The 22,189-nt window shown below is 51.9% G+C and carries 12 protein-coding genes and 1 pseudogene; 6 read left to right on the forward strand and 7 right to left on the reverse strand.

Going from position 1 to position 22,189, the window contains the following annotated elements:
• Positions 1–9: 9 nt before the first annotated feature.
• Positions 10–2,979 carry a rhamnan synthesis F family protein gene (locus I9187_RS08385; protein ID WP_171721307.1) on the reverse strand — a complete coding sequence of 990 codons (2,970 nt, stop codon included), beginning with the start codon at positions 2,977–2,979 and terminating at the stop codon, positions 10–12.
• A 531-nt stretch (positions 2,980–3,510) separates the two neighbouring features.
• On the opposite strand from I9187_RS08385, the pseudogene I9187_RS08390 reads away from it, so the two are divergent.
• From I9187_RS08390 to rfbA, 5 genes and pseudogenes are all read left to right on the forward strand, one after another.
• Positions 3,511–4,271: pseudogene (locus I9187_RS08390) on the forward strand (IS5 family transposase).
• A gap of 112 nt (positions 4,272–4,383) precedes the next feature.
• On the forward strand, positions 4,384–4,953 hold the full coding sequence (gene rfbC, locus I9187_RS08395; protein WP_171238076.1) for a dTDP-4-dehydrorhamnose 3,5-epimerase: 570 nt from the start codon (positions 4,384–4,386) through the stop codon (positions 4,951–4,953).
• Entirely contained in the window at positions 4,950–5,990 is a 1,041-nt protein-coding gene (rfbB, locus tag I9187_RS08400) for a dTDP-glucose 4,6-dehydratase (RefSeq protein ID WP_171238075.1), read from the forward strand. The genes rfbC and rfbB overlap by 4 nt, the downstream gene beginning before the upstream one ends.
• A complete protein-coding gene (gene rfbD / locus I9187_RS08405) occupies positions 5,987–6,850 on the forward strand; it encodes a dTDP-4-dehydrorhamnose reductase (protein ID WP_245223156.1) in 864 nt (287 codons plus the stop codon). Before rfbB ends, rfbD begins: the two co-directional genes overlap by 4 nt.
• A 17-nt stretch (positions 6,851–6,867) precedes the next feature.
• Positions 6,868–7,734 (forward strand): glucose-1-phosphate thymidylyltransferase RfbA, encoded by an 867-nt coding sequence (rfbA, locus tag I9187_RS08410; protein WP_171238074.1) that lies wholly within the window; start codon positions 6,868–6,870, stop codon positions 7,732–7,734.
• Between the two features lie 132 nt (positions 7,735–7,866).
• On the opposite strand, the gene I9187_RS08415 is transcribed toward rfbA, so the two are convergent.
• Complete coding sequence (locus tag I9187_RS08415; protein ID WP_171238073.1) at positions 7,867–8,730, reverse strand: glycosyltransferase family 2 protein; 864 nt, start codon at positions 8,728–8,730, stop codon at positions 7,867–7,869.
• A 1,221-nt stretch (positions 8,731–9,951) separates the two neighbouring features.
• On the opposite strand from I9187_RS08415, the gene I9187_RS08420 reads away from it, so the two are divergent.
• Positions 9,952–11,229 carry a glycoside hydrolase family 99-like domain-containing protein gene (locus tag I9187_RS08420; RefSeq protein WP_171238072.1) on the forward strand — a complete coding sequence of 426 codons (1,278 nt, stop codon included), beginning with the start codon at positions 9,952–9,954 and terminating at the stop codon, positions 11,227–11,229.
• A 1,023-nt stretch (positions 11,230–12,252) separates the two neighbouring features.
• Here I9187_RS08420 and I9187_RS08425 read toward each other — a convergent pair.
• From I9187_RS08425 to aspT, 5 genes are all read right to left on the reverse strand, one after another.
• Entirely contained in the window at positions 12,253–15,246 is a 2,994-nt protein-coding gene (locus tag I9187_RS08425; RefSeq protein ID WP_209509378.1) for a glycoside hydrolase family 99-like domain-containing protein, read from the reverse strand.
• A 793-nt stretch (positions 15,247–16,039) separates the two neighbouring features.
• Positions 16,040–16,741 carry a response regulator transcription factor gene (locus tag I9187_RS08430; RefSeq protein ID WP_171238070.1) on the reverse strand — a complete coding sequence of 234 codons (702 nt, stop codon included), beginning with the start codon at positions 16,739–16,741 and terminating at the stop codon, positions 16,040–16,042.
• A complete protein-coding gene (locus tag I9187_RS08435; RefSeq protein WP_171620905.1) occupies positions 16,741–18,636 on the reverse strand; it encodes a PAS-domain containing protein in 1,896 nt (631 codons plus the stop codon). Before I9187_RS08435 ends, I9187_RS08430 begins: the two co-directional genes overlap by 1 nt.
• Positions 18,637–18,715: 79 nt before the next feature.
• Positions 18,716–20,338, reverse strand: coding sequence for a bifunctional aspartate transaminase/aspartate 4-decarboxylase (locus I9187_RS08440; protein WP_209940140.1), 1,623 nt, complete (start codon positions 20,336–20,338; stop codon positions 18,716–18,718).
• An 18-nt stretch (positions 20,339–20,356) separates the two neighbouring features.
• Entirely contained in the window at positions 20,357–22,042 is a 1,686-nt protein-coding gene (gene aspT / locus I9187_RS08445) for an aspartate-alanine antiporter (protein WP_171235874.1), read from the reverse strand.
• Between the last annotated feature and the right edge of the window lie 147 nt (positions 22,043–22,189).

The raw sequence follows: 22,189 nt of genomic DNA on the forward strand, positions 1-22,189 counted from the left end.
TGGCTAGTTTCAACTGGTCGAGAGCAGAGCACGCGCTACTTCCGCTGGGTCGAACGCAGGAATACTAGATGCGGGACAGGTGATTTCAGAAAGTTGAAAGGAATTGCCAATCTGGGCGATCTCTGTCGCGCGTTCGAGTTCGTCTGCAATGCGATCAGGCGAGACATATGGCATACTTATAATGTTTGGGCTGCGCTCCGACATGTTCTTATGATCGTAATCGTTTGTGATAGCAAGCGCTCCGGCCATAGCAAGCTCGAGAGGCGGATAACTCGGATGTGGACTAAGCATTAACGATATTCCGACGCTTGCCTCGCTCAGCAGAGCCGCGTAATCAGCAAGGGTCAGTTTGCCTGCACAAGAAGCATTTTCCAATTCGTCGATCATTACCTCAGAAAAAGCCTCGCCTGCGAAGACGATCCGCCAAGTACAATTCTTGCCCGGATCGCGCGTCTGCCAAATTCTAAGCCCTTCCACGAGCGTTCCGAAGCAGTTTCGCGGCGTTCCAGGCCTCCCATATGCGAAAATCGTTTTTCCTTTGGGGGTCGGCTTTAGGCTAGACGCGATTTCTGGGTTAATCTCGCACGGTAGGCGAGAAACCGATGAAAAACGATACTTCTCAGTCATGAAATTCGCCAGTTCTTCAGAGTTGATGATCGCTATAGTTTCTTTTGCCCGACCATAGGTCGCTTCTGCGCTGGCGAACGCCTCTCCCCATTGGTAAAATCCCGGCTCATAGTCTTGTATCAGATAAATTAGTCGGTTCTGGGTCCCGTATATTTCATGCTGATCGGCCATCAAGCGAAAAGCGAGATCGGCGGTCCACCAAGCAGTCACGAAGAAATAGTCGTTTTTTCGCAGTCTCATCGCATCATAGCGATCATCGCTTGAAGAGATCACGCTCGCTCCGGAGTTGATATCGCCTGCCCGTGCTTTTAGAACTGGACGACCGACCAATTCGCTGGCTGTCGCGAGCGATGCTCTGTCGACGTCGGTCGAGGTGACTACGAAGCGTATATCTGCGTCGCCCATTTCCCAGAAGACCTGCATTGCGACCTTCAGTGCCGTCGAAATTTCGCCACAAGTTTGATCGGGCTTCAGTGATGGGATTATCACGTTGAGTCTCGGTCGATCAGTAGGATCGGATGCGGTCGCAACAGGGTACACTTGCTGCGCTACATCATAGTACTTGGTCGCCCGCCGCCTGCTCTGTAGGATACGTTTGGACATTCGCCTAAGAGTTACAGCGAGCTCTGACGGACGCACCGACATGGCGACACCGGAAGCTTGATCTGTTTTACTTTCTGCCACGACCGATACACTGGAGTAACCAAGGCTTTCGGCCAAAAAGGTGAGCGATCGCTCGATTGCGTGGGCCAATGTACCGTCTTCCTGACCTGCCTCTTCCGGAAAGTCTTTTGTGGATAGGTCGAAATTCAAAAGCGGACGCAGTACCTCCGGCCTAGCCCAAAACATCATACCTGCCGGAAAGTCAAGGATTTGATCCGCTGTTATGAGAATGCCGAGTTTTGCCATCAGCTCTTGTGCAGATTGAAAATTGTATCCCCAATTCAGCCGACCTTTAATGGTATTTGTGTGCGCGGGATGAACGATGCCAACGCCCTCTTGCTGCAGGATATCAAGGTTCGACGATATAATCTCGGCAGAACCCACTAGGCTTTCAAACAAGTAATCTCCCCAGTCGCAAAGCTCACTATCATGGAGCGATTTTTTTGTATGTAAGTGCAGGACGGCGTCAGCGTTGGCGTGATGCCGCGCAAGGGCGGCCAGAAAAGGCATCACATCGCGACCGCGATTCTCATGAACCTCGACGATGACTTTTATGCCTTCACGGTCCGCAAAATCGTTTAGCTTCTTTGCTTTTTGCAGAGTATCGGTCGTAAGCACAATGCGAGCATCCACACCCAAAGGCTTTAATCGCCTAAGCAATTTCTCTGCGACTTCGACATAGTAGCAGTGAGCGATTGCAAGGATGCGTGTCTGAGAAAGTGTTGAAAAGGGGGTTGTTCCACACTCGCGTGCCAATGGCACAACAAGATGCCCACAAGAGCTAGGTGAGTGATTCCACGACACCTGAATGCCATCAGAGTCGATTAGGCCGTGATGATCTGACGTATGAGCAGGCGGGACGTTTCGCATCGGTAAGTCTTCGTAGGTAGCCTCCCCGCGACACTTGATGTGTTTTCCTAAGAGATGTACCACTTGCGGGGTAAGTACGCACTTTAGGCGAGGATCGTCGAGGTCGACGCCGCCTTCAGTTGTCAAGGTCGCCTTTACAAACGGAAAACCACGTTCGACTAGTTCCACAAACCTGTGAATCGTGACATTGGCCGGGTCATTTAGTAGGTCTTTGTGGTCGAACAATGCACCGACCGTCAGTCCAAGCGATTTCAAACGGTCGGACAGGTGTATTTCGGTTTGGTTGATCAAATCCCATTTCGAATCGTATTCAGTCATGTCTGCAAGTAGGTCGAACGCGGGACCTTCCATCGCTCTATTTCTGAACGTGAAATAGTAGCTTTGGTAGTGCGGACGCAACTCGTTGTTGCGCGTCAGAAACAGTACATCGTCAGACCTCCGGTCGTGTCTCACTAACATACTGCGCAATGCCTCTTGCGACGTGGGGATGATAGAGTCGTTGGTGAAGCTAACCTCTTTGCAATGGTTCAAACCACCGATGAATCGAACAGCGCAGGACCATGCAGCAAAATCAAAACCACGATTGGGCCGAGACAGGATGCACACAAAACGCTCCAAATCTTCCTCGGTGCATTTGAAAACCCCGACACAGTTTGCGACGAGGACGACAGAGAAACCAGCCGCCCGATAGCTATCGACCTGATAACGATGGAGATCTGAAAGGCGACCCCCGGCGGCATACGCAACAAAAATCAACAAACGTGCCTTCTCTGGGAACGGCGAAGCATGGAGGACTTGATAGTCCGCATCGCTTGTCAAAGACGATCCTTGGCTCGGACTGTGGTCGAAGGCTCCCTCGATAAATGGGGCAAAGCGTGCACGAGGCTTTCCGGACTTGTGAAAGACCACGCGCCTCGCAAAGGGGCGTGCAGTCCTGCCGACAAATAGCAATGTTCGAACCCAACCGCGTGGCTTGCCATTAGGATTGAATACAAGTCGAGACATGATGTTGAGAGCCTATGAGATATGGCCGCATGAAAGGGTAAATCTTAGACGAACGGTTATGTAAAGGGTCGTCTATGGTCTTTTGTGTGTTATTGTTTTGAGCTACATCATGATGTATGGTGAGGGCTCCGATCAAAGAACACAAAGATGACATGATAATCCGGTGATGGGTTGCCGCACTCGCACCCGATAGCTTCTTTGCGCTGCCCCAGGTAATCGTTTCAAAGTGATCAAAAAGCGGTATAATAATCTACATGCCAAGCTAAACCTCTAGGGTCAGGACCCATAAACCTGCTGGAATGCCTCAGCGCCACGTGATTCACGCGTCCTAAAGACGAGGGCGGCATGAGCGATTACTTCTGGCTGAGCGAAGCGAAAATGGAGCGACTTCGGCCACACTTTCCTAAATCACGTGGCAAACCGAAGGTGGATGACAGGCGCGTTCTGAGCGGTATCATCTATGTCCTGCGCAACGGATTGCAGTGGCGGGATGCACCGCCAATCTATGGCCCCCACAAAACCCTCTAAAACCGCTTTGTCAGGTGGTCTCGCATAGGTGTTTTCGCTCATAACTTCAGTGATTTGGCTCAGCCAGACAGTGACGGCGACACAATCATGATCGATAGCACTCATCTCAAGGCGCACCGCACCTCGGTAAGTCTCTCAAAAGGGGGATCAAACCCCGAGCCATCGGGCGCACCTAGGGCGGCCTGAATTCAAAACTACACATGGTGTCAGATGGGCGAGGCCGCCCGTTAACCTCCTTTCTGTCGCCCGGCCAAATGAGTGATGCAAAAGGGGCTGTCGTCCTTTTGGCCCATCTGCCAAAGGCAAAGCGGCTTCTGGGGGACAAGGGTTACGACGGAGACTGGTTTCGGGCCGCGTTGAAGGATTTGGGGATGCGCGTTTGCATCCCGTCAAGAGCCAAGCGCACCAAGCCTTCGACATACAACAAGCGGCTCTATCGCAAGCGCCACAGGATCGAGAACCCCTTTGCCAGGTTAAAGGATTGGCGGCGCATCGCGACACGCTACGACAGATGCGGAGACCTGTTCCTGTCAGCCATTTGCATCACCGTCGCCGTCATATTCTGGTTACCGAAATGATTCCTGACCCTAATAAATTGCCTACTTTCGAACATGGGATGTGGCGAATCCAGACCACATGTGACATAGCTTCTGAGACATAAAGGCCGACTAAAGAGAAGAAATTAAAAAGATGGAAATAATCGCGCTTTCCATTCCGGACGTGAAGTTAATTACCCCGAGACGTTTTGGCGATCATCGAGGGTTCTTCGAAGAAACCTATAATGCAGAAAGCTTTGCCGCTGCGGGAGTAAACACGCAGTTTGTTCAGGACAATCACTCGCTCTCAAGCGCGGTGAACACTGTGCGCGGACTGCATTTTCAGGCCCCTCCCCGTGCACAGGCGAAACTTGTGCGGTGCGGGCGTGGCAGGCTTTTTGATGTGGCCGTGGATATTCGCAATGGGTCACCAACATTTGGCCACTGGGTCGGAGAAGAGTTGAGTTTTGAAAACGGGCGGATGTTGTTGGTCCCCGCAGGTTTTGCACATGGCTTCGTGACCTTGGAGCCGGATACCGAGATCGTCTACAAATGTTCCGACACCTATGCACCGGAGAAAGAAGGTGCGGTCCTTTGGGATGACCCTGAAATCGGAATTGACTGGCCAAGCAGTAACTCAGCCCCCCAGCTGTCCGAGAAAGACAAGATTGCGCCTTGTCTTCGTGATTTGGAATCCCCTTTTGTTTTTGAGGCTGCTCGATGAAAATTCTTGTCACTGGTGGGGCTGGGTTTATTGGCTCTGCCGTTATTCGACGCGCTATTGTAGACGGACATTCCGTCGTGAATGTTGATGCGCTGACCTATGCTGCCTGCCTGGATAATGTTGCTTCGGTTGCCCAATCACCGGCTTATGCTTTTGAACATGCAGATATCCGCGATGCCGCGGCAATGTCCGCTATCCTGGACAAGCACCAGCCCGATACAATCATGCATCTGGCTGCAGAAAGCCATGTGGACCGTTCAATCGATGGGCCAGCTGCCTTTATCGACACAAATATTACAGGTACTTACGTCTTGCTGGAAGCCGCGCGCGCCTATTGGCAAAACGCAGGCCGGCCGGAAGGTTTCAGGTTCCACCATATTTCAACGGATGAGGTCTTTGGGTCTCTGGGGGCGAGAGGTTTTTTCACCGAAGACAGCCCATATCAACCAAATTCGCCCTATTCCGCGTCAAAAGCGGGGTCGGATCACCTTGTACGCGCCTGGCGGGAAACCTATGGCCTGCCTGTTGTTTTGACGAATTGCTCTAACAATTACGGGCCCTACCAATTTCCGGAAAAGCTGATCCCCGTGGTGATCCTGAATGCCCTGTCCGGGCAACCAATCCCGATTTACGGTAAAGGCGACAACATTCGCGACTGGCTGCATGTCGAAGATCACGCCGAAGCACTGCTGTTGGTGCTGGACAAAGGCGAACTTGGTCGCAGCTACAATATCGGCGGTGAAAACGAGATGACCAATCTCGACCTCGTTAGGATGCTGTGCAAAATCCTGGATCGGCTGAAACCGGGCTCTGCGCCCTACAGTGATCTAATCACGTTTGTCACGGATCGCCCGGGTCACGATCGCCGTTATGCCATCGACCCGACCCGTATCCGCGAGGAACTGAACTGGCGCCCGTCATACACTCCTGAAACCGGGCTTGAACAAACTGTTCAGTGGTATTTGGATAACACAGACTGGTTGCAGGCCTTACAGGCACGCAGTGGTGTAGGCGAGCGATTGGGGACCGGTCGATGAAAGCACTGGTTTTTGGCCATAGTGGTCAGGTGGCGACCGAACTGCGCCGCCGTGCACAACACCATGATGTCAAGGTTGAGGCTTTAGGTCGTGCAGGGGCGGATTTGTCCAATCCTTCGCAATGTGCGGACGCTATCCGAGGTACTGATGCCGACGTCATTATCAATGCGGCGGCATACACAGCAGTGGATAAGGCCGAAGAAGACCTCGATCTTGCGCAACTTATTAACGCAGACTCGCCCGGAGCAATGGCGCGCGCAGCCAAGGCACGGAGCCTGCCCTTTCTGCATATCTCAACGGATTACGTATTCGGCGGATCTGGCACAACCCCTTGGACAACCGATCACCCTACAGCACCTTTAGGCGCTTACGGCAAAACCAAGTTGGACGGAGAACGCCAGATCGCTCAAGCGGGAGGATGGCACGCCATTCTGCGAACAAGTTGGGTGTTTTCGGCCCATGGGAATAATTTTGTCAAAACCATCCTCAGACTTGCCGAAACCCGCGACAGATTGACAATTGTTGCTGACCAGATCGGCGGACCAACACCCGCGGCTGACATTGCCGATGCTCTTCTTGTTATGGCGAAAAGCAAAGCAGGCACTGAAGGCGGGCTATTTCATTTTGCCGGCGCTCCTTATGCCAGCTGGGCGGACTTCGCACGCGAAATCATTGTGCAGTCAGGCCTGACAACTCAGATCGAAGACATCCCCTCGACGGACTACCCTACCCCAGCCCCAAGACCACTGAATTCTCGTTTGAACTGTGATCGCCTGAACGTTGTGTTTGGAATTGGTAGACCGGAGTGGAAAACTGGTCTGAGCGACGTTTTGCGCGAGTTGAATTCAGCAACTGGCTGACCCTGAAAGGACAGAGCATGCAACGTAAAGGCATTATTCTTGCCGGAGGGTCCGGCACCCGACTTTATCCGATCACCATGGCAGTTTCCAAGCAACTGCTGCCGATCTATGACAAGCCGATGATTTTCTACCCTCTGAGTGTTCTGATGCTTGCGCAAATCCGCGAGATTGCAATCATCACAACACCTAAGGATCTGGATCAGTTCCAACGCATGTTGGGCGATGGCAGCCAGTATGGTTTGTCCATAACATGGATTGTCCAGCCATCCCCTGACGGTCTGGCACAGGCATATACTCTGGCCGAGGACTTTCTGGCCGGCGCCCCATCTGCCCTGATTTTGGGAGACAATATCTTCTTTGGTCACGGACTGCCTGGGTTGCTTTTGGAAGCGGACGCACAGAAACAAGGCGGGACTGTTTTCGCCTATCGCGTAGCCGATCCCGAACGCTATGGGGTGGTGGATTTTGAAGGCACCAAAGCGCGCGCGATCATCGAAAAACCCGAAGTTCCTCCATCAAACTATGCGGTGACAGGGCTTTATTTTCTTGACGGTGATGCTTCGGCACGAGCGCACGAAGTTCAACCTTCAGAACGTGGCGAACTGGAGATTACATCATTGCTGGAGATGTACCTGCAGGAGGGTTTGCTGGACGTCCAGACCATGGGGCGCGGCTTTGCTTGGCTGGATACCGGCACGCACGGCTCTTTGCTGGATGCAGGTAACTTTGTTCGAACCATCGAAGCACGTCAGGGTATGCAGACCGGGAGCCTCGACGAAATCGCCTGGGTCAACGGCTGGATTGACGATGCCGCATTGGAAGAACGCGCGCGGCTGTTCGCCAAATCCACCTATGGAGCATATCTAAAGAAGTTGCTCGACTAGAAAGGAAACCCCAACGCGCCGTCGAAGAGCCAAAGCTATAGGCTTGGGTGATTGCGCTTTGGATTGCCTAACAGGTGCATTCTCTTAGAGAGATTTGTTTTAAAATCACGCTTGTATAGTTGCAGCGTATTTTCATGCCGATGGAGATTTGAAGGGGACCGGATGAACGTTTCGGCTCTGCCATACTCCGCGCAAAAATGCACGTTGCTTTGACCGTTTTCTGGCAGAAAACAGGACGACCGGAGACAGCATCTGCAAAACAGCAGAGGCAAGCGCCCGAGTGAAGGCAAAAGGAACCTTGTGTTTTCGGGCCGCATAAACTCTGGACCGCCCCATAAACACTCCCTTCAACCCGGCAACCGCAGCGCTGCTGGGCGAAGATGTGCCCTGAACATGCGTCACCTGCGCGTCGTGAATATAATACAAGGGTCCACAAACCGCCTTGAGCCGAAGGCTTAGGTCATCGTCTTCGTGATATAGGAAAATTTCCGGATCAAACCCACCAACGGCCTCAAAAGCAGAACGGCGAACCAATAACGCTGCACCAAGAAGAACTGGAAGTTCCAGATCACCTTCAGCTTTTTTCGAGCGCAGCATTTCACTGCGTGGTGTAATCACGCTGGAACGGCGAAAACTTGGTTTTCCGGATTTACTCAGGATCCTTGGATTAAAGGCCGATGCGGAAGGATAACGATCCGCTCCTGCCTTCATCGCTTCCAGCGCGCCGGACAATAGCTTCGAATCCGGATTCAAAAACAAAAGCAGATCGGTCTGCGCGTGTTCAGCGCCCAGATTGCAAGCCGTACCAAACCCCTTGTTTTCTTTGTTTCTGAGCAGAATTGCCCCATGCGTTTCGGCCAGTTCTTGTACCGCTTCAACATCATCTGAAGCATTATCCACCAATACAGTGGGTACGCCATTCGGAATGGAGTTCAACATTTCCGGCAAAACACCGCCGCTGTTGAAGCAAACACTTATGATCGTGATCTGTGACAATCTTACCTGCCGAGGAAACAAGAGAAGGGTGATCAGTTCATCGACTCAATCATTGTCGGGGTCAACCCCCGCTGCGGTAAGGCGATTTCGTGGTCTCTGCACTATCACCCATTGAAACAAATGGGTTGCCTTAGTCATTCCGAAACAACTCTACTTAACGAAACAACAGACTAGCTTTTCACCCGAAACAGCATTCGAACTTTAAGTTTACAGGGTCAACAGTTGGCACTTTACCGCCGATTTGCGCTGTGCTCACTTTGGAAGACTGTCGCTGGACTAAGTGTTGCTCTCAATTAGCAGCAGTTGTTCATGCATGCCCCTAACCTCGACTTAAACGGTGCCGTAGGCTGCTAGAAACTGACATCAAGCCGTTTTGGCAGGCAAACTTAGGCAAAACCGTGGAGGTTTGGCGTGGTTGTTGCGCGACAATTAGGATTCTTGAAATTCACCTAACATACGCGCTGACTCACCGAAATTAGGATTGCGTCTCATTCGGATTTAATTCCGGTGTTGAGTTTCCCCCATATAGAATTGACGCAATCAACCTTCCAGCGGAGGTGGATTTACACCAGAACTTCCAATGCATGTGCGTGGGTTTCTTGGCGAAGGGTGAACAGGTTCTTCGCCACGAGTATGGACTAAATAACGGCGTTCAACGGTCGGTTTTTCTATCGTGCGACAACACAGCCCGGCGCAGGGAAACGCGATTGAAGCGTTGAACGGCATTCATGAAAGCTACGAGTATTTGTCGTCAGGTGTGTTACGGCAAACCGCTCTGGACTTCCCCAACCAGAAACATTTTGTTTATGTAAACGTATGGAACAAGTGAGCGGGAGGTTGTCATTTAGAGCCCGAGCGGGAATATGGGGATGCCACTCTTGCGGCGCTTCATGGATCAAAGCTGACGCATTGGTCTAATCTGGGAATGCTTGAAAAGTCGAGCCGCAGCAAAACCAGTAAAGGGTCCGCGAAGCCCAGTCGTTACAGTGCAAGTTAATAATTGCCCAAAAGGGCATTTCGCCTATTGCGGAAACCGGTCAGTGACGGCTCGCTTAAAGACTGGTAAGCGGAGGTTCAAACAAAGTAAGTCATACGGGAGATCAATCATTGAAAATCAACGACTGTGTACGAATAACTAAGCGGCCACAATCTGATTAATCCGAAGAGTTTAAAGCGGTCTCAATCACAAGCGGCCTAAGACGCTTTAGTACGAGAATATCCATGCCCATCAAAGATACCCTGCTATTCTATCTGCTTTCTGCGGCGTCAAAACTCAGCCGTCCGATCTCGTCACGCGCAGCCCGGCGATTTCGAAATTCGGCGAAGAAAAGAGACCCCAAACGAACAACCGCACACAACCAGCAGCTTGGTCGCCAGGGATTTGACGGTTCAGGTCGAGCTGATGAGTTTGTTCCATTCGATCCGCAGCCAAAACCCGAACTTGCTGTGCGGGCAATCGCACACTATTTGCCCCAATTCCATCCATTTAAGGAAAACGATGATTGGTGGGGTAAAGGTTTCACTGAATGGACAAACGTTGGCAAGGCCATTCCGAACTTCCCCGGACACTACCAACCGCATTGTCCTATACACTTGGGCTATTATGACTTGCGGTTGCCTGAAGTTATGGTCGAACAGACCCGGATCGCAAAAGCTTACGGGATCGGCGGTTTTTCATACTACTATTATTGGTTTGGTGGGAAGACCCTGATGGAGGGCCCTTTAGAGCAAATGCTGGGCAACCCTGACGCCGACATGCCCTTCTGCTTGAATTGGGCCAACGAGAACTGGACTCGGCGTTGGGACGGACGCGAGCACGATGTTCTGATCGCACAGAACCACTCGATAGAAGACTCAGTGAGTCTCTTACGACACATCCGCAAGTATATAGAAGATCCGCGCTATATCCGAATAAACGGAAGGCCCGTGTTCATCGTTTATCGAGCAAACATTATTCCTGACATACAGGAAACGACAAAGGTTTGGCGGCAGGAAGCGCAGCGCTGGGGAGAGCCGGACCTCTATCTTATTGCAGCCCAGACCTTTGACATCGGAAATCCCGAGCAACTTGGCTTTGATGCGGCTTTGGAGTTCCCGCCCCAACAGGTGAAGCGCACAGATATCACCGGCGAAATGGAGGTTTACAACCCTGAGTTTACTGGGGCCATACTAGACTATGAGGCGGTGGTAGATGCCGAACTTGACAAGAGCGAACCAGGCTATAAGCTTTTTAGGTCATCTACCCTTTCATGGGACAATACAGCTCGCAACCAGGATGCGTCGCGCATAATGGGCAGGTTCTCGATTGAAGCTTACAAACGCTGGACGGCCCATTTGGGAAATCAAGTTCTTTCTCAAGATAAGTACAACGCTGACGAAAAAATCATTTTCATCAACGCATGGAACGAATGGGCAGAAGGAACGCATCTAGAGCCTGACCAACGTTATGGATTTGCATATCTCCAAGCCACCTATGATGCCCTGCCTAAAAAGCGATAAATACGAAGGCTTAGCAGTATATTATTGAAAACTCAGTTCGCTTTCCACGACGACGAACACAGATTTACATTTCAATTCTGAAAAGGTTCAAACCATTGCAGTTAATGGCTCAAAAACCAGTGATCTAAAGTGCAGTGTTTCTGATTTGATTTGACAGTTGGTCGCCTTGTCGAATGCGTATGTCAGGTAAAGTTTGGCTCAGGAGCTTTTCCTTCCAGATACCCTTGACTGTGGTCATAGTCTAGAACAGGGATCTGCCGCGACGCGTTTTACCGCCGACGGGTGCGTTCGTTCTTATGGTGATTAAGCCGTTCATTCAGATCGGCCTGCTACGCCTCAGCGTTGTCATATAGTTTCTTGCGGAGCGCAACTTCGCAGAGCTACCGCAACACCATCTTACGGAACCCCTAGAAATGCCTTTTGTTTGGCGGGATATCACCTTGGTCTTGGTGTATTGAATGTCATTGATCGCAAGGAGGAGCCGGAAGCCCTACTTGTCGGCCGGATAACAAAAATATATGCCCCACTTGGTAACGATCCTTAACACTCGCAGGTCCTGCTGGGTATAAAACGGCAGAACCCGGGCGTTGAACAGGTCGCCGCCCGTTATTAGAGTCTTGGAGCGTTAGAGTTTAGCGCACGCCGCCTTACAATTGTTTATCACTCAAGTCTGATGATAAACCCGCCCGTCGCCCTTGAGCATTCCGACATATAACGGGCCCTGCATTCCCAGGTAGTCTTGATGGCGCATTGGTGTTGTGAAAAATGGGAAGTGGTGGAGTGGTTTAATAGTCGTCGCTCGCTGAGTTGGAACCCATAGGGAATGTCGCACCAGCCGAAGCAGAAGCAAACTTCTACGTCGCTCTGGAAAGATCAGATGTGGCCGGGCAACTAAGTGAAACCAAACTTCGGCAAACCCGCAGGGGTTCAAGGAGAAAAACTACTCTGCTCCTATCGGGCAAGAGTATCAACGCCGCAAACCCAATTTCACCTCCTCTTACTGGGAACACCAATTAATCGATCTCAAAAAGACTCCAAACGAAATCCCGAAGTCTCCACAAGGTTGACGAATATTCGCTCAACAGCGTGGGCAAGGGTGCCATCTGCCAACCCACGCTCGATATCAAAATCGTTAATATCCAGCTTTAACAAAGGTTCAATAGCTGCGGGCGTGATCCAAAACATGGTTCCAGCAATGAATTGTCCATCTTCGTATTTAACTCCTATCTGACGAGCTATTTTTTTAACATTTTCACGATTGTGACGCATATTAGTTGAATTGTGTTTATGAATTGATTGGTGCGGCGCCAGCATTCCAAGACTTGGGTCAGCTTCAAACTTTTTGAAAGCCGACTTGTCGATCAACGCACTCAATGTGCTCTTGCGGATTGTATCCCCATCGATTCGGTATGCTGATTTCTTACCGTGCACCTTGCACAACGCCCGGTAGTTCAAATGCGCGATGCGCTTCATTGTTAAAAGGAACGGGCGAACGTCCCGGCCCCGGTTGTCTACGAGTTCTACATGCGCTTCCGGCATGCTATTACTAATAGTCAGCGCCGTTTCCAGACTTGTGACCGTTACATAAAGGTCAACCACACCCCTAGGCAGTTCATCGATGAGTTCCTTCAATTCCCGCCACGTATCCGCGTAATGCACATGAGCGCAAATGGCATACTTTGCCTCCGTAGTTTCAGGAATCTCAGGTCGCAAGAAAGGTGCCGCGATAGGGTCATAGTTAGCTAGTACTTTCCGAGTGGCATCCAGATATCCGTACCCGTAGCGTTGGTCAGGCTCCAGGTGAGTTCCTTCTGACCAATTATTCCATGCGTTTATGAAAACGATACGTTCATCGTCCGTCAGGTCAGGATTTTTGACAGTGTTTTCAACATTCGCAGATAGCCACTGGCTGTATCTGGTCAGGCTGAAATCAGTGAATATCGATGCCTTCAAACCCCACCGTGCAGTGCTGTCCCAGGACAACATGGCTGTTCGAAAGGTCTTTTTCGCCGAGGGTTTCTTTCGGACCTCCTTGGACACAATATCACCATAGTCATATATACCGCCTTGAAATCCCTCTTCAAGATTGTCGACGAGTTTGGTTACACTCTTTGCGTCAACAGCGTGGGGCGGGAATTGTATGGCCGCATCTAGTCCAAGCTCTTCCGGCGTCCCGCTATCGACAGTTAGCGGGGAAACGACGTACAAGTCTTTAAGGCCCATCTCTTTTGCCTGTTCCCGCCACATCTGAATTGTTTTCTTGAAGTCGGGGATTAGGTGTGCCCGGCAAACGATGAACAGGGGTCTCCCATTGACACGGATGTATCGTGGGTCCTTCATGAAGCTCTCAAGATACTCAAGCATCGCATGTGAGTCTTCCAGCGAATGGTCCTTATCGATTTGAATTTCCTGATCCAATCCGTCCCAGCGGCTGGTCCAGTTTTCGTTGGCCCAGATCATGCAATACGGCATATCTACGTTGGGGTTGTTGCGCATTGCTTCTAGCGGCTTTTCCATAAGCGGCTTGCCCCCAAACCAATATAAATAATATGCGAACCCGGACACGCCATAATTGCGCGCCAACCTCGCCTGCTCCTCCATTACCTCAGAAAAGCTTAGATCATAGTATCCCAAATGGATCGGGTATTGTGGCTGATGGTGTCCTGCAAAAAGGGCATATGCTTTACTTACATTGGCCCACTTATTGGAACGTTTGCCCGACAATTTATCATACTCGGGAAAAGGATGAAATTCCGGGAGATAAAAGGCAATGGCTTTTACAACGGTTTCGAGCGTCTCGTTAGGCATATAGTCGATAAAGTCTTCCCGCACCTGAGAATATTGAACAACGGGCAGATCTGGTCCTTTTCCGTAGCGACCGAAAGGTGGGATAACCCCTTGCGCCGAACTAGCGCGCCGATCTTGCAGGACTAAATTTACATTGGTGTCACCGGCCAGAATACGCTCAACAAGTTTGGGTGTTTCAAATTTTTCCGGCCAGATTTTCCTGGGTCGTCCCCGGCGTTCACGCAAGCTATTTGACAGACGACGACTTAAGCTGGTGTTACGCCAAAATTTGCTTTGCAAAACCTCATTTGCACGACTCGTTGTGCTCAGAAGATTTTCCATGAGATTGGAAATGATCTCATCGCGCTCTGCCAAGGCTCCCTTGAGCTTGCTGAGAGTATCTTCCTCGACTGATCTTTGTTCTTGCTTGCCTGTTGCATGGATCAGCTTTTCATTGGGGTCTGTCGCGCGAATTTGTGCCTCCTCGGCGAAATAGTGCTCCCGCGGAACATCGGAAATCTCAAAGATCGAGTTCGGCAGCTCTGGCAGTTCACCGTCAGAGGCAATAACAAGATCATAACGAGTATTCGAAACGCCATCCTGGGTATGGCCTTGGGCTAATACGCGAAATGGTGCGCTCTGGTCGTTCGCAATGAGCGAGGCCATGCTCAGACGTTGGCCATAGTGGCGTGTGGTTGGAAAGTAGCGGCCTACAAGTTCTACGAATTCGTCTTTAGAAAGCTCTTTTAAATGGAGCAGCCTATCATTCCCGGATTTGTCCGAGTGCTCTAGCATATTTGGGCTTGATATCAGCAACAACCCATCGGGCCGAAGTACACGACGCAATTCTTGCATAATACGGTCGTGCGGTCCTATATGTTCAGAGGTCGCGAAATAAGTGACCATATCTACAGAAGAATCTGAAAGCGGAATATCCGTGGCGCTGCCGACGCGAAAGAACAGACGAGGATCACGGTAAATTGACTTTGCGTGGTAAACAGCCGACGCACTTATGTCGAGCCCGATGGCAGACTTAGCATTTTCGGCAATAGAAAAAGTTCCATGGCCCTCGCCACAGGCTATGTCCAGAACGTCCAATTCATTGGCTAGACTGCGGGCTATTTGATACCGATGCATATGTTCTAGTTCTATAGTACCTTGCAATTCAGGAAGATAACACCTGCCATCAGTTGGTGGCTTCCTAGGTTTATCCTTACCGCCCTTAGTCATTGAAATTCTGTCCTAGCAATTCTTCGTCGTGAAAGTCGCAAGTATTCCACAAAATGTGCCGTACACAGCAGTGCCTGCCGGGGTAACAGCCTCTTGCTACCAGTACTGCGAGCCACTGATTAGGCTTTTGCAGACTGAGTCTCGGCGACCGACATATTTATTTTACTGGAATTCCAAGCGCAGAAAAGGTGCGATTCATTTATTGTACGTATGCCCCGCGCCCCTTTGGCAGAAAGTGTCCTCGCGGGAAAATGGTTTTAAGCTAAATTCATAGAGTGGCGACGACGTGGGAATAATACCGTCTCAGCTCCTGAAGCTATAGCCGTTTGCGCATGACCTAGAAACTGTAAGAACTGAAACTGCACATAGACCACCTCCGAGCCGGAAGAATGTGCGTGAAAGCAGCACTCGAGGCGAAAGGTGAACACCTCAAAAAACTTTGGGTGCAAATGACGTTTCAACGGAACCGCCAGACCGTGGTGACCTCTGCAGTAGTCGACCGGATCACTGGGCTAAAAGAATCCGAACCTTGCGCAACCGCGAAGTAACCTCGAAAGAGCCCGCATAATCTCAACGATCTGGGCGGCAGTAGCATCAGCCTCCAAGCTGATCACAACATCACAATGCGTTGTCTCAACTGCTGCTCTCGATGGAAACTACCCCACCCACTAGGTCAACGACAAAAATATTGGCGCGAGCAAAAGTCCTTTCACTGGCTCAATATCAATCACCCTGGTCGGCAGCAGCAACCTCCTTCCCGGCGTCAAACGTTTTTTGCAGATCAAGATTTCTGTTACGTCCATTCTACATCGCCCAGAAAGATGTAACCAGCGCCGTAAATCGTTTTTATAAGGCGAGGATTCTTTGGGTCTTCGCCAAGTTTGGTACGAAGCCTGGAAATTCGCACGTCCATGGCCCGGTCAAAACTGTCTCCTGCTGCACCGCCCAACGATTCTTGCATTTGCGCTCTGCTGATAAGACGCTTGGGGCTTTCGAGGAATAGCCTCAGAACCTCTCCTTCTGCATGGCTGAAAGGCGTTTCGGCACCGGCGCCATCCTCAAGAACGTAGCGGTCAAAATGTGCAATCCAGCCGTTGAAAATAGCGGTGTCCGAATGCGAAGTCTGACTGCGTGGGTTACGCAACCTGGCCCGGATCCTGGCCACCACTTCCGCCGGATCGAACGGTTTGGTTATGTAGTCATCAGCCCCAAGTTCCAGCCCAGTCACGCGATCCTGCACCTGTGCCCGACCAGATATGATGATCACCGCAGCACCCTGTTCCAAAGCAAGACGATGAACCAGCGCCAACCCATCGGTATCCGGCAGGGAAAGATCCACAAGACAGACATCCGGCGTCACGCGGTTCAGTGCCGCCTCGAACTCTCGGGCGCGAGAGAAACTCTGTGTTCGGAACCCGGCATCCTCCAAGACGTCGGTCAGGATACGTCGTATCTCGGGTTCGTCATCGAGAATGGTCACCAAAGGTTGGGTCATCAGGCGGCCTTAGCTTGAATCAGTGCGGACAATTGAGCCTGTGAAAACGGTTTACGCAACACCGGCGCCAACGCAAGCGCCTGTTGGTACAGCGGATCAGAATTCGGTAGAGAGGTCATAAGGATGCACGGCACTCCAGAGCCTATTTGCCGCAGAAGATCCAGGCCCGAGCCCCCTCCCTCCAAGCGGATGTCGGACAACACCATCGCGATATCCTCTACATTCGAAAGCAGCGTTAGGGCTTCATCCACCGAATTGGCTTCTATGACTGAAAAACCAAGCTCAACCAGCATGTCTCGGAACTGACCTCGCAACTCGTCGCTGTCTTCCACCAACAACACAAGGCCATCCTGAGAGGGTGGAGCGGAACGATATGGCAATCGCAACACGACCGATGCGCCGGATGGAGTGTTTCTGAGGTTCAGATCACCACCGGCAAGTTTCACCGTGTCATAAACCATGGGCAAGCCCAAACCAGACCCGTCACTGCCTTTAGTCGTGAAAAAGGGGTTCAATGCCTTCTCCAACGCCTCGGACGAAAATCCTGGGCCGGTGTCGGACACTGTGATTTCGACCCATATCTTGCCAATCGCATGTGCGCTGATGGTGATCTGACCCGTGCTTCCGCACGCATCTCGCGCGTTCAGGACAAGGTTCAGCAACGCGTCCTGGACCATCCCTGGATCCAACACTAGTGCCTGATCGGGAAGAGTGTTCACAACAGAAAGCCCCATGCCACGCGGCAGGGATGGGGTGGCCAGAATACGCAGATCTTCCAACAAACCGCGCATGTCTGTGGCCTGCGGCTGGGGCGTACGGTTGCCAGTCATATCTGCGATACGATTCAGCAACTGCCCACCCCGACGCGCTGTTTGTTGAGTGGCTGCAACCAGTTCTTGCGCTTCATCCGGCAGGTCCATCTTGTCCAATCTGGACTGCATCCCAAGGATAATCGTTAGCAAGTTGGAAAAGTCATGCGCCAGGCCGCTGGTCATCTGGGCTGCCATCGCCCGGCGACGAGTCTGCTGCAAGGCGACCCGTGCCTGCGTTTCTTCGGTAATGTCCACGGACATCACATAGACACCCCCTGCCCCATCCGGCGTGAACGAAACTCGGATGCGACGAGCATCCTGATCTTCGGTAAACTCAAAAACTGAAGGCGCGCCATCATAAGCCTTTTGCAAATGGCTTTCCACGCGCTCAAAAGCGACCTCACCCAGCGCCTCGGAAATATGCAGGCCAAGAATATCGGACGGACGCCCCGGCATGACCGCACTCAGACGTCGGTTGGAGTAGTCATAAAGCCCGTCACTGTCCAAATGCGCGATATGCGCAGGCATCATTTCGGTCACAAGGCGCGTTCGGGCTTCAATTTCGGTCAGTTCCCTTTTCGCTTCTTCCAAGGCCGCGATCGTGGCTGCAAGCTTGCGGTTGGTCGCTGATAGTTCCTCGGCGTGCCCGAGCAACTGTTCCGACAGTTCCTCTGATCGCGCCCGCAACAGGTTTTCGGCGCGCCGCGTGCCCGTGATGTCAGTATAGACCGCGACCCATCCTCCTTGAGGCAACGGAGCGCCCTCGATTGAGACAACCTGCCCGTTGGGCCGCACCCGCTCCATGTAATGCGGTTCAAACGCCAGGGCCTGCTTGACCCGCAGATTGACCATGTCCTCGACACTCTCGTCATGTCCATATTCTCCACGGCTGGCGAGGAAATGAATTGTATCCCGAAACGGAGCCCCGGGTTGAACCAACTCGTCCGGTAAATCGAACATTTCCTGAAACCGGCGATTGCTGAGCACAAGCTGCAACTTGCTGTCATAAATGGAAAGCGCCTGACCGATAAGGTTCAGCCCTGCCGTGGTCATCGCCTTTATGCGCTTTTCCGTTATGTCCAAGTTTGCCTTTTCCACAGCACCTGCGTAGCACCTGATTACAGGTACGAATAGTGGGTTTCATTCTTGCGGCAATGCTAATTTATGACCCGCCATGCAGCGGCATTTTATTGGCGGCACGATAAGCTTCGACATAACCTCTGGCTACGGACCGTACGGCGCGGCCGATCTGGGCATAGGCTTCGTCCGGCAGGTTGGCAAAAGACACGCGCGCAGACCAACCCGGCGCATCGAAGCCGCTGCCGTTCAATAGAACAATCCCGTGATCTTCGGCCAGTTTGAACGCAATGTCCAGCGGGTGCACGTTCTTCTTGATCCACGCAACAACATCCTCACCGACATATTTTCGCAACCAATACTCGAAATCGATAATCCCGTAATAGGCATCGTAGTTTTCGCCCCCGTCAACCTGGATCCCCATCGCTTCGGTCAACAGCTTGAACCGTCGATGCACAAGCTCCATGCAAGCGGTTTGATAGTCTTTCTTGGTGTCTACAAGTTCAACAAGCGAAAACAGGGTCATCATGACCTGTTGCGGCAAGGAAAGACCAGCGGTGTGGTTCAGGGCAACATCCCGGCTGTCTGCAACCAGACGGTCTATGAACCTGATCTCACGCGGTGTCAGGCTGAGCGTGCCATAGCGCTTGTCCAGCGCCTGTTTGATCTCTTCACTGTGCTCAGCCAGTTTGAGGTCAAAGATATTGTCCTGCGCCACTGCGATGACACCCAAACGCCAGCCGGTGCAGCCGAAATACTTCGAATACGAATACACGCCGATCGTGTTGCGCGGCATGTACCCCATGACCGATGTGAAATCATGCACGAAGGTTCCATAGACATCATCTGTCAGAACGATGAGATCGGGGCGATGGTTCTCGACCACATCTGCCAGCTTCTCCAAAGATGCCTTGTTCAGCGCAACTGACGAAGGATTGCCCGGATTGACCAGAAAGAAGGCTTTTACTTTGGGGTCTTTCAACGTCTCGACCGCTGCATCGGTCAGCTGGAACGCGTATTCTTCGTCCGTTTCCACATGCACGGATTCGAGGCTGTAATCCTCAAGTTCAGGCATCTCGAGATACGGCGTGAAGATCGGAGTACACAACGCAATCGTATCACCTGGGTTCAGTAATCGGTTGGCTTTGAGCGACTTGAAGATGTAACACATCGCCGCCGTGCCGCCCTCGACTGCAAACAGATCAAATCGCGCATCCGGCTGTCGACCAGAACACATGGCCCACATCAAGTATTCGTGCGCTATGATCTGATTGTGATGCAGAATACGGTCCGGCACCGGGTAATTGTCGCCAATAATCGAGTCCGTCAGTTCGTGAACAAACGCATCTGCATTGAAATCAAACGCAAAAATGGCGTGTTTGACAACGGTAAGCAAAGTGTCCGTGCCGGGCATGTCCGCATTGACCTCAGCCCATTTCAGAAGCCTGTCATGGCATCCCTTGACGGCTGGCATGCCACCCAGACCCGCCGGATGATCCATGACGCGTTTGGCTTCGGTGACGGCAAACTGACCGAGTGCAAAGAACGCTTCACGCGGACGGGTTGCGATCCAGTTGGGATTTCCTCGTCCCGCATTCAGAAACGCGCTGTTGGATTTTCTGGCCTCATCCGAGGCTAGTTTGATCAGCTCATCTTTGATCTGAAAAGGGCTGAGCGCTTCGTAATCGTGCAGTTTCAGACGGTCCATAACACATACCTTTCCAAATCAACTAAGGATCAAAACAACAACCATGCCAAAGATCGTCAACAAAGTGTTCCCAATCGCATAGGGCATCCCATACCCCAGCGCGGGTATTCGACTTTGCGCGGCCTCCTGGATCATCCCAAGCGCAGCGGTTGTTGTTCTCGCGCCAGCGCAGGCGCCAAACAGAATGGCCGGGTGAAACTTGAACACATAGTGGCCAACGTAAACCGAGAAGATCATCGGCAGAGAGGTGGCGACTATTCCCCAAAGCAGCAGCGCAACGCCGGCCTGTTGCAGGCCCGCCACAAAACCGGGACCGGCGCTTATGCCAATCACAGCTATGAAAACGTTTAGGCCAAGGGTGTTCATCAACCACAAAGACGGGCCGGGAATACGCCCGAATGTCGGATGCACAGTTCGCAACCAGCCCAGTAATAAGCCGGCCAAAAGGGCCCCGCCTGTTGTGGATAGGCTAATTGGGAAACCACCCATGGTAATTGCCAGTGTTCCGACCAGACCACCAATGAATATTCCCCAGCCGACAAAAGCCAAGTCTGTTGTCTCGACCGGGCGGTCGGCATACCCAACCCGGGCAATGGCGGCCTCTACATGACGCTTTGATCCAAGAACCGTCAAGATATCACCGCGATGCACAACAGTTCCCGGCAAAAGTGGCAGTTCGACCATGTTTCGCATTAGTTTCGAAACATAGACACCGCGCGCCAGCGAAAGCTTGCTTAGTTCTTCCAGAGTTTTCCCGTGAACCTCTTTGCTGGTGATCAGCACATCCAGCTTCTCGGTCGGCGTGTTCAGCAATTCAGGGGCATCAGCCTCTTTCAGGTGCCCTTCCAAAAGGCCAACCAAATCCGCGCGTCGCCCAGAGAACATGACGAGGTCGCCCGCCTGAAGTACCGTGCTGTCTTCAACCTCGATCACAGCGTCACCGCGCTTGATCCGTTCGGCATAAATACGCACACCAGGCATCAAATCCTTCACCGGCTGGCCCAGCAAATCGCTGTCATCGGGGATTTCGAACGCCCGAGCTTCGATCATGCGATAGGCCGAAACGATACCTTCGCCAGTCTCAACAGAAGCGCTACCACCAAGCTTGGCCTCATATTCTTTGCAAGCGACAACCAGATTCACACCGATCAGACGTGGCCCGAGTTTGGCCAGAATGATGGCCGACCCAATCGTGCCGTAAATATATGTGACTGCGTAGGCAATCGGTATCTGATTGGCATAGGTCTGCGCCTGTTCTGACGACAGACCCAGTTGACTGATCTGGTCGGTCGCCACACCAATTGCGGCAGAAATGGTCTGTGATCCTGCATACAAGCCAGCCGCGAAGCCCAGTTCCAGCCCTGCGACTTTGGCAGATAAGACTGGCACAATCAGGCACAAAGCCAAAACACTGAGTGCGAACAACACCTCTCGTGCGCCGTCTGCCTTGAGACCGCGGATAAACTGCGGGCCGACACCGTATCCAACTGCGAAGATGAACATGATGAAAAAGGTCGATTTGACCGCCGAGTCGATTTGAATATGCGTTTGCCCGATGATCACAGCCGCAAGCAAAGTTGCTGTAACGGTCCCGAGGCTGAAACCAAAAAATTTCTTGGGACCGATCCAGAACCCTATCCCGATCGACAGAAAAACCGCCAGTTCGGGATAGCTGCGCAGCACATTCACAAACCAATCGCCCATTCCTGTCCTCCCCGGAACCCCTTGTGTGCATAAAGGTGTGTTTGGAACTTTGAAATCGCTGACAAGCCGATCTGCACAAATAATTCAGAACCGAAAAACCGCAGCACAATTACCGCTGGCCGTCAGAGCGTAAAACGATGCGTATTT

Source organism: Ruegeria sp. HKCCE4148 (genome assembly GCF_017872495.1).
GTDB lineage: Bacteria > Pseudomonadota > Alphaproteobacteria > Rhodobacterales > Rhodobacteraceae > Ruegeria.

Bases quoted from the DNA above. Each gene is read 5' to 3' on its own strand.
- rfbC (WP_171238076.1), top strand. From the start codon at position 4,384: ATGGAAATAATCGCGCTTTCCATTCCGGACGTGAAGTTAATTACCCCG.
- rfbB (WP_171238075.1), top strand. From the start codon at position 4,950: ATGAAAATTCTTGTCACTGGTGGGGCTGGGTTTATTGGCTCTGCCGTT.
- rfbD (WP_245223156.1), top strand. From the start codon at position 5,987: ATGAAAGCACTGGTTTTTGGCCATAGTGGTCAGGTGGCGACCGAACTG.
- rfbA (WP_171238074.1), top strand. From the start codon at position 6,868: ATGCAACGTAAAGGCATTATTCTTGCCGGAGGGTCCGGCACCCGACTT.
- I9187_RS08420 (WP_171238072.1), top strand. From the start codon at position 9,952: ATGCCCATCAAAGATACCCTGCTATTCTATCTGCTTTCTGCGGCGTCA.
- I9187_RS08425 (WP_209509378.1), bottom strand. From the start codon at position 15,246: ATGACTAAGGGCGGTAAGGATAAACCTAGGAAGCCACCAACTGATGGC.
- I9187_RS08430 (WP_171238070.1), bottom strand. From the start codon at position 16,741: ATGACCCAACCTTTGGTGACCATTCTCGATGACGAACCCGAGATACGA.
- I9187_RS08440 (WP_209940140.1), bottom strand. From the start codon at position 20,338: ATGGACCGTCTGAAACTGCACGATTACGAAGCGCTCAGCCCTTTTCAG.
- aspT (WP_171235874.1), bottom strand. From the start codon at position 22,042: ATGGGCGATTGGTTTGTGAATGTGCTGCGCAGCTATCCCGAACTGGCG.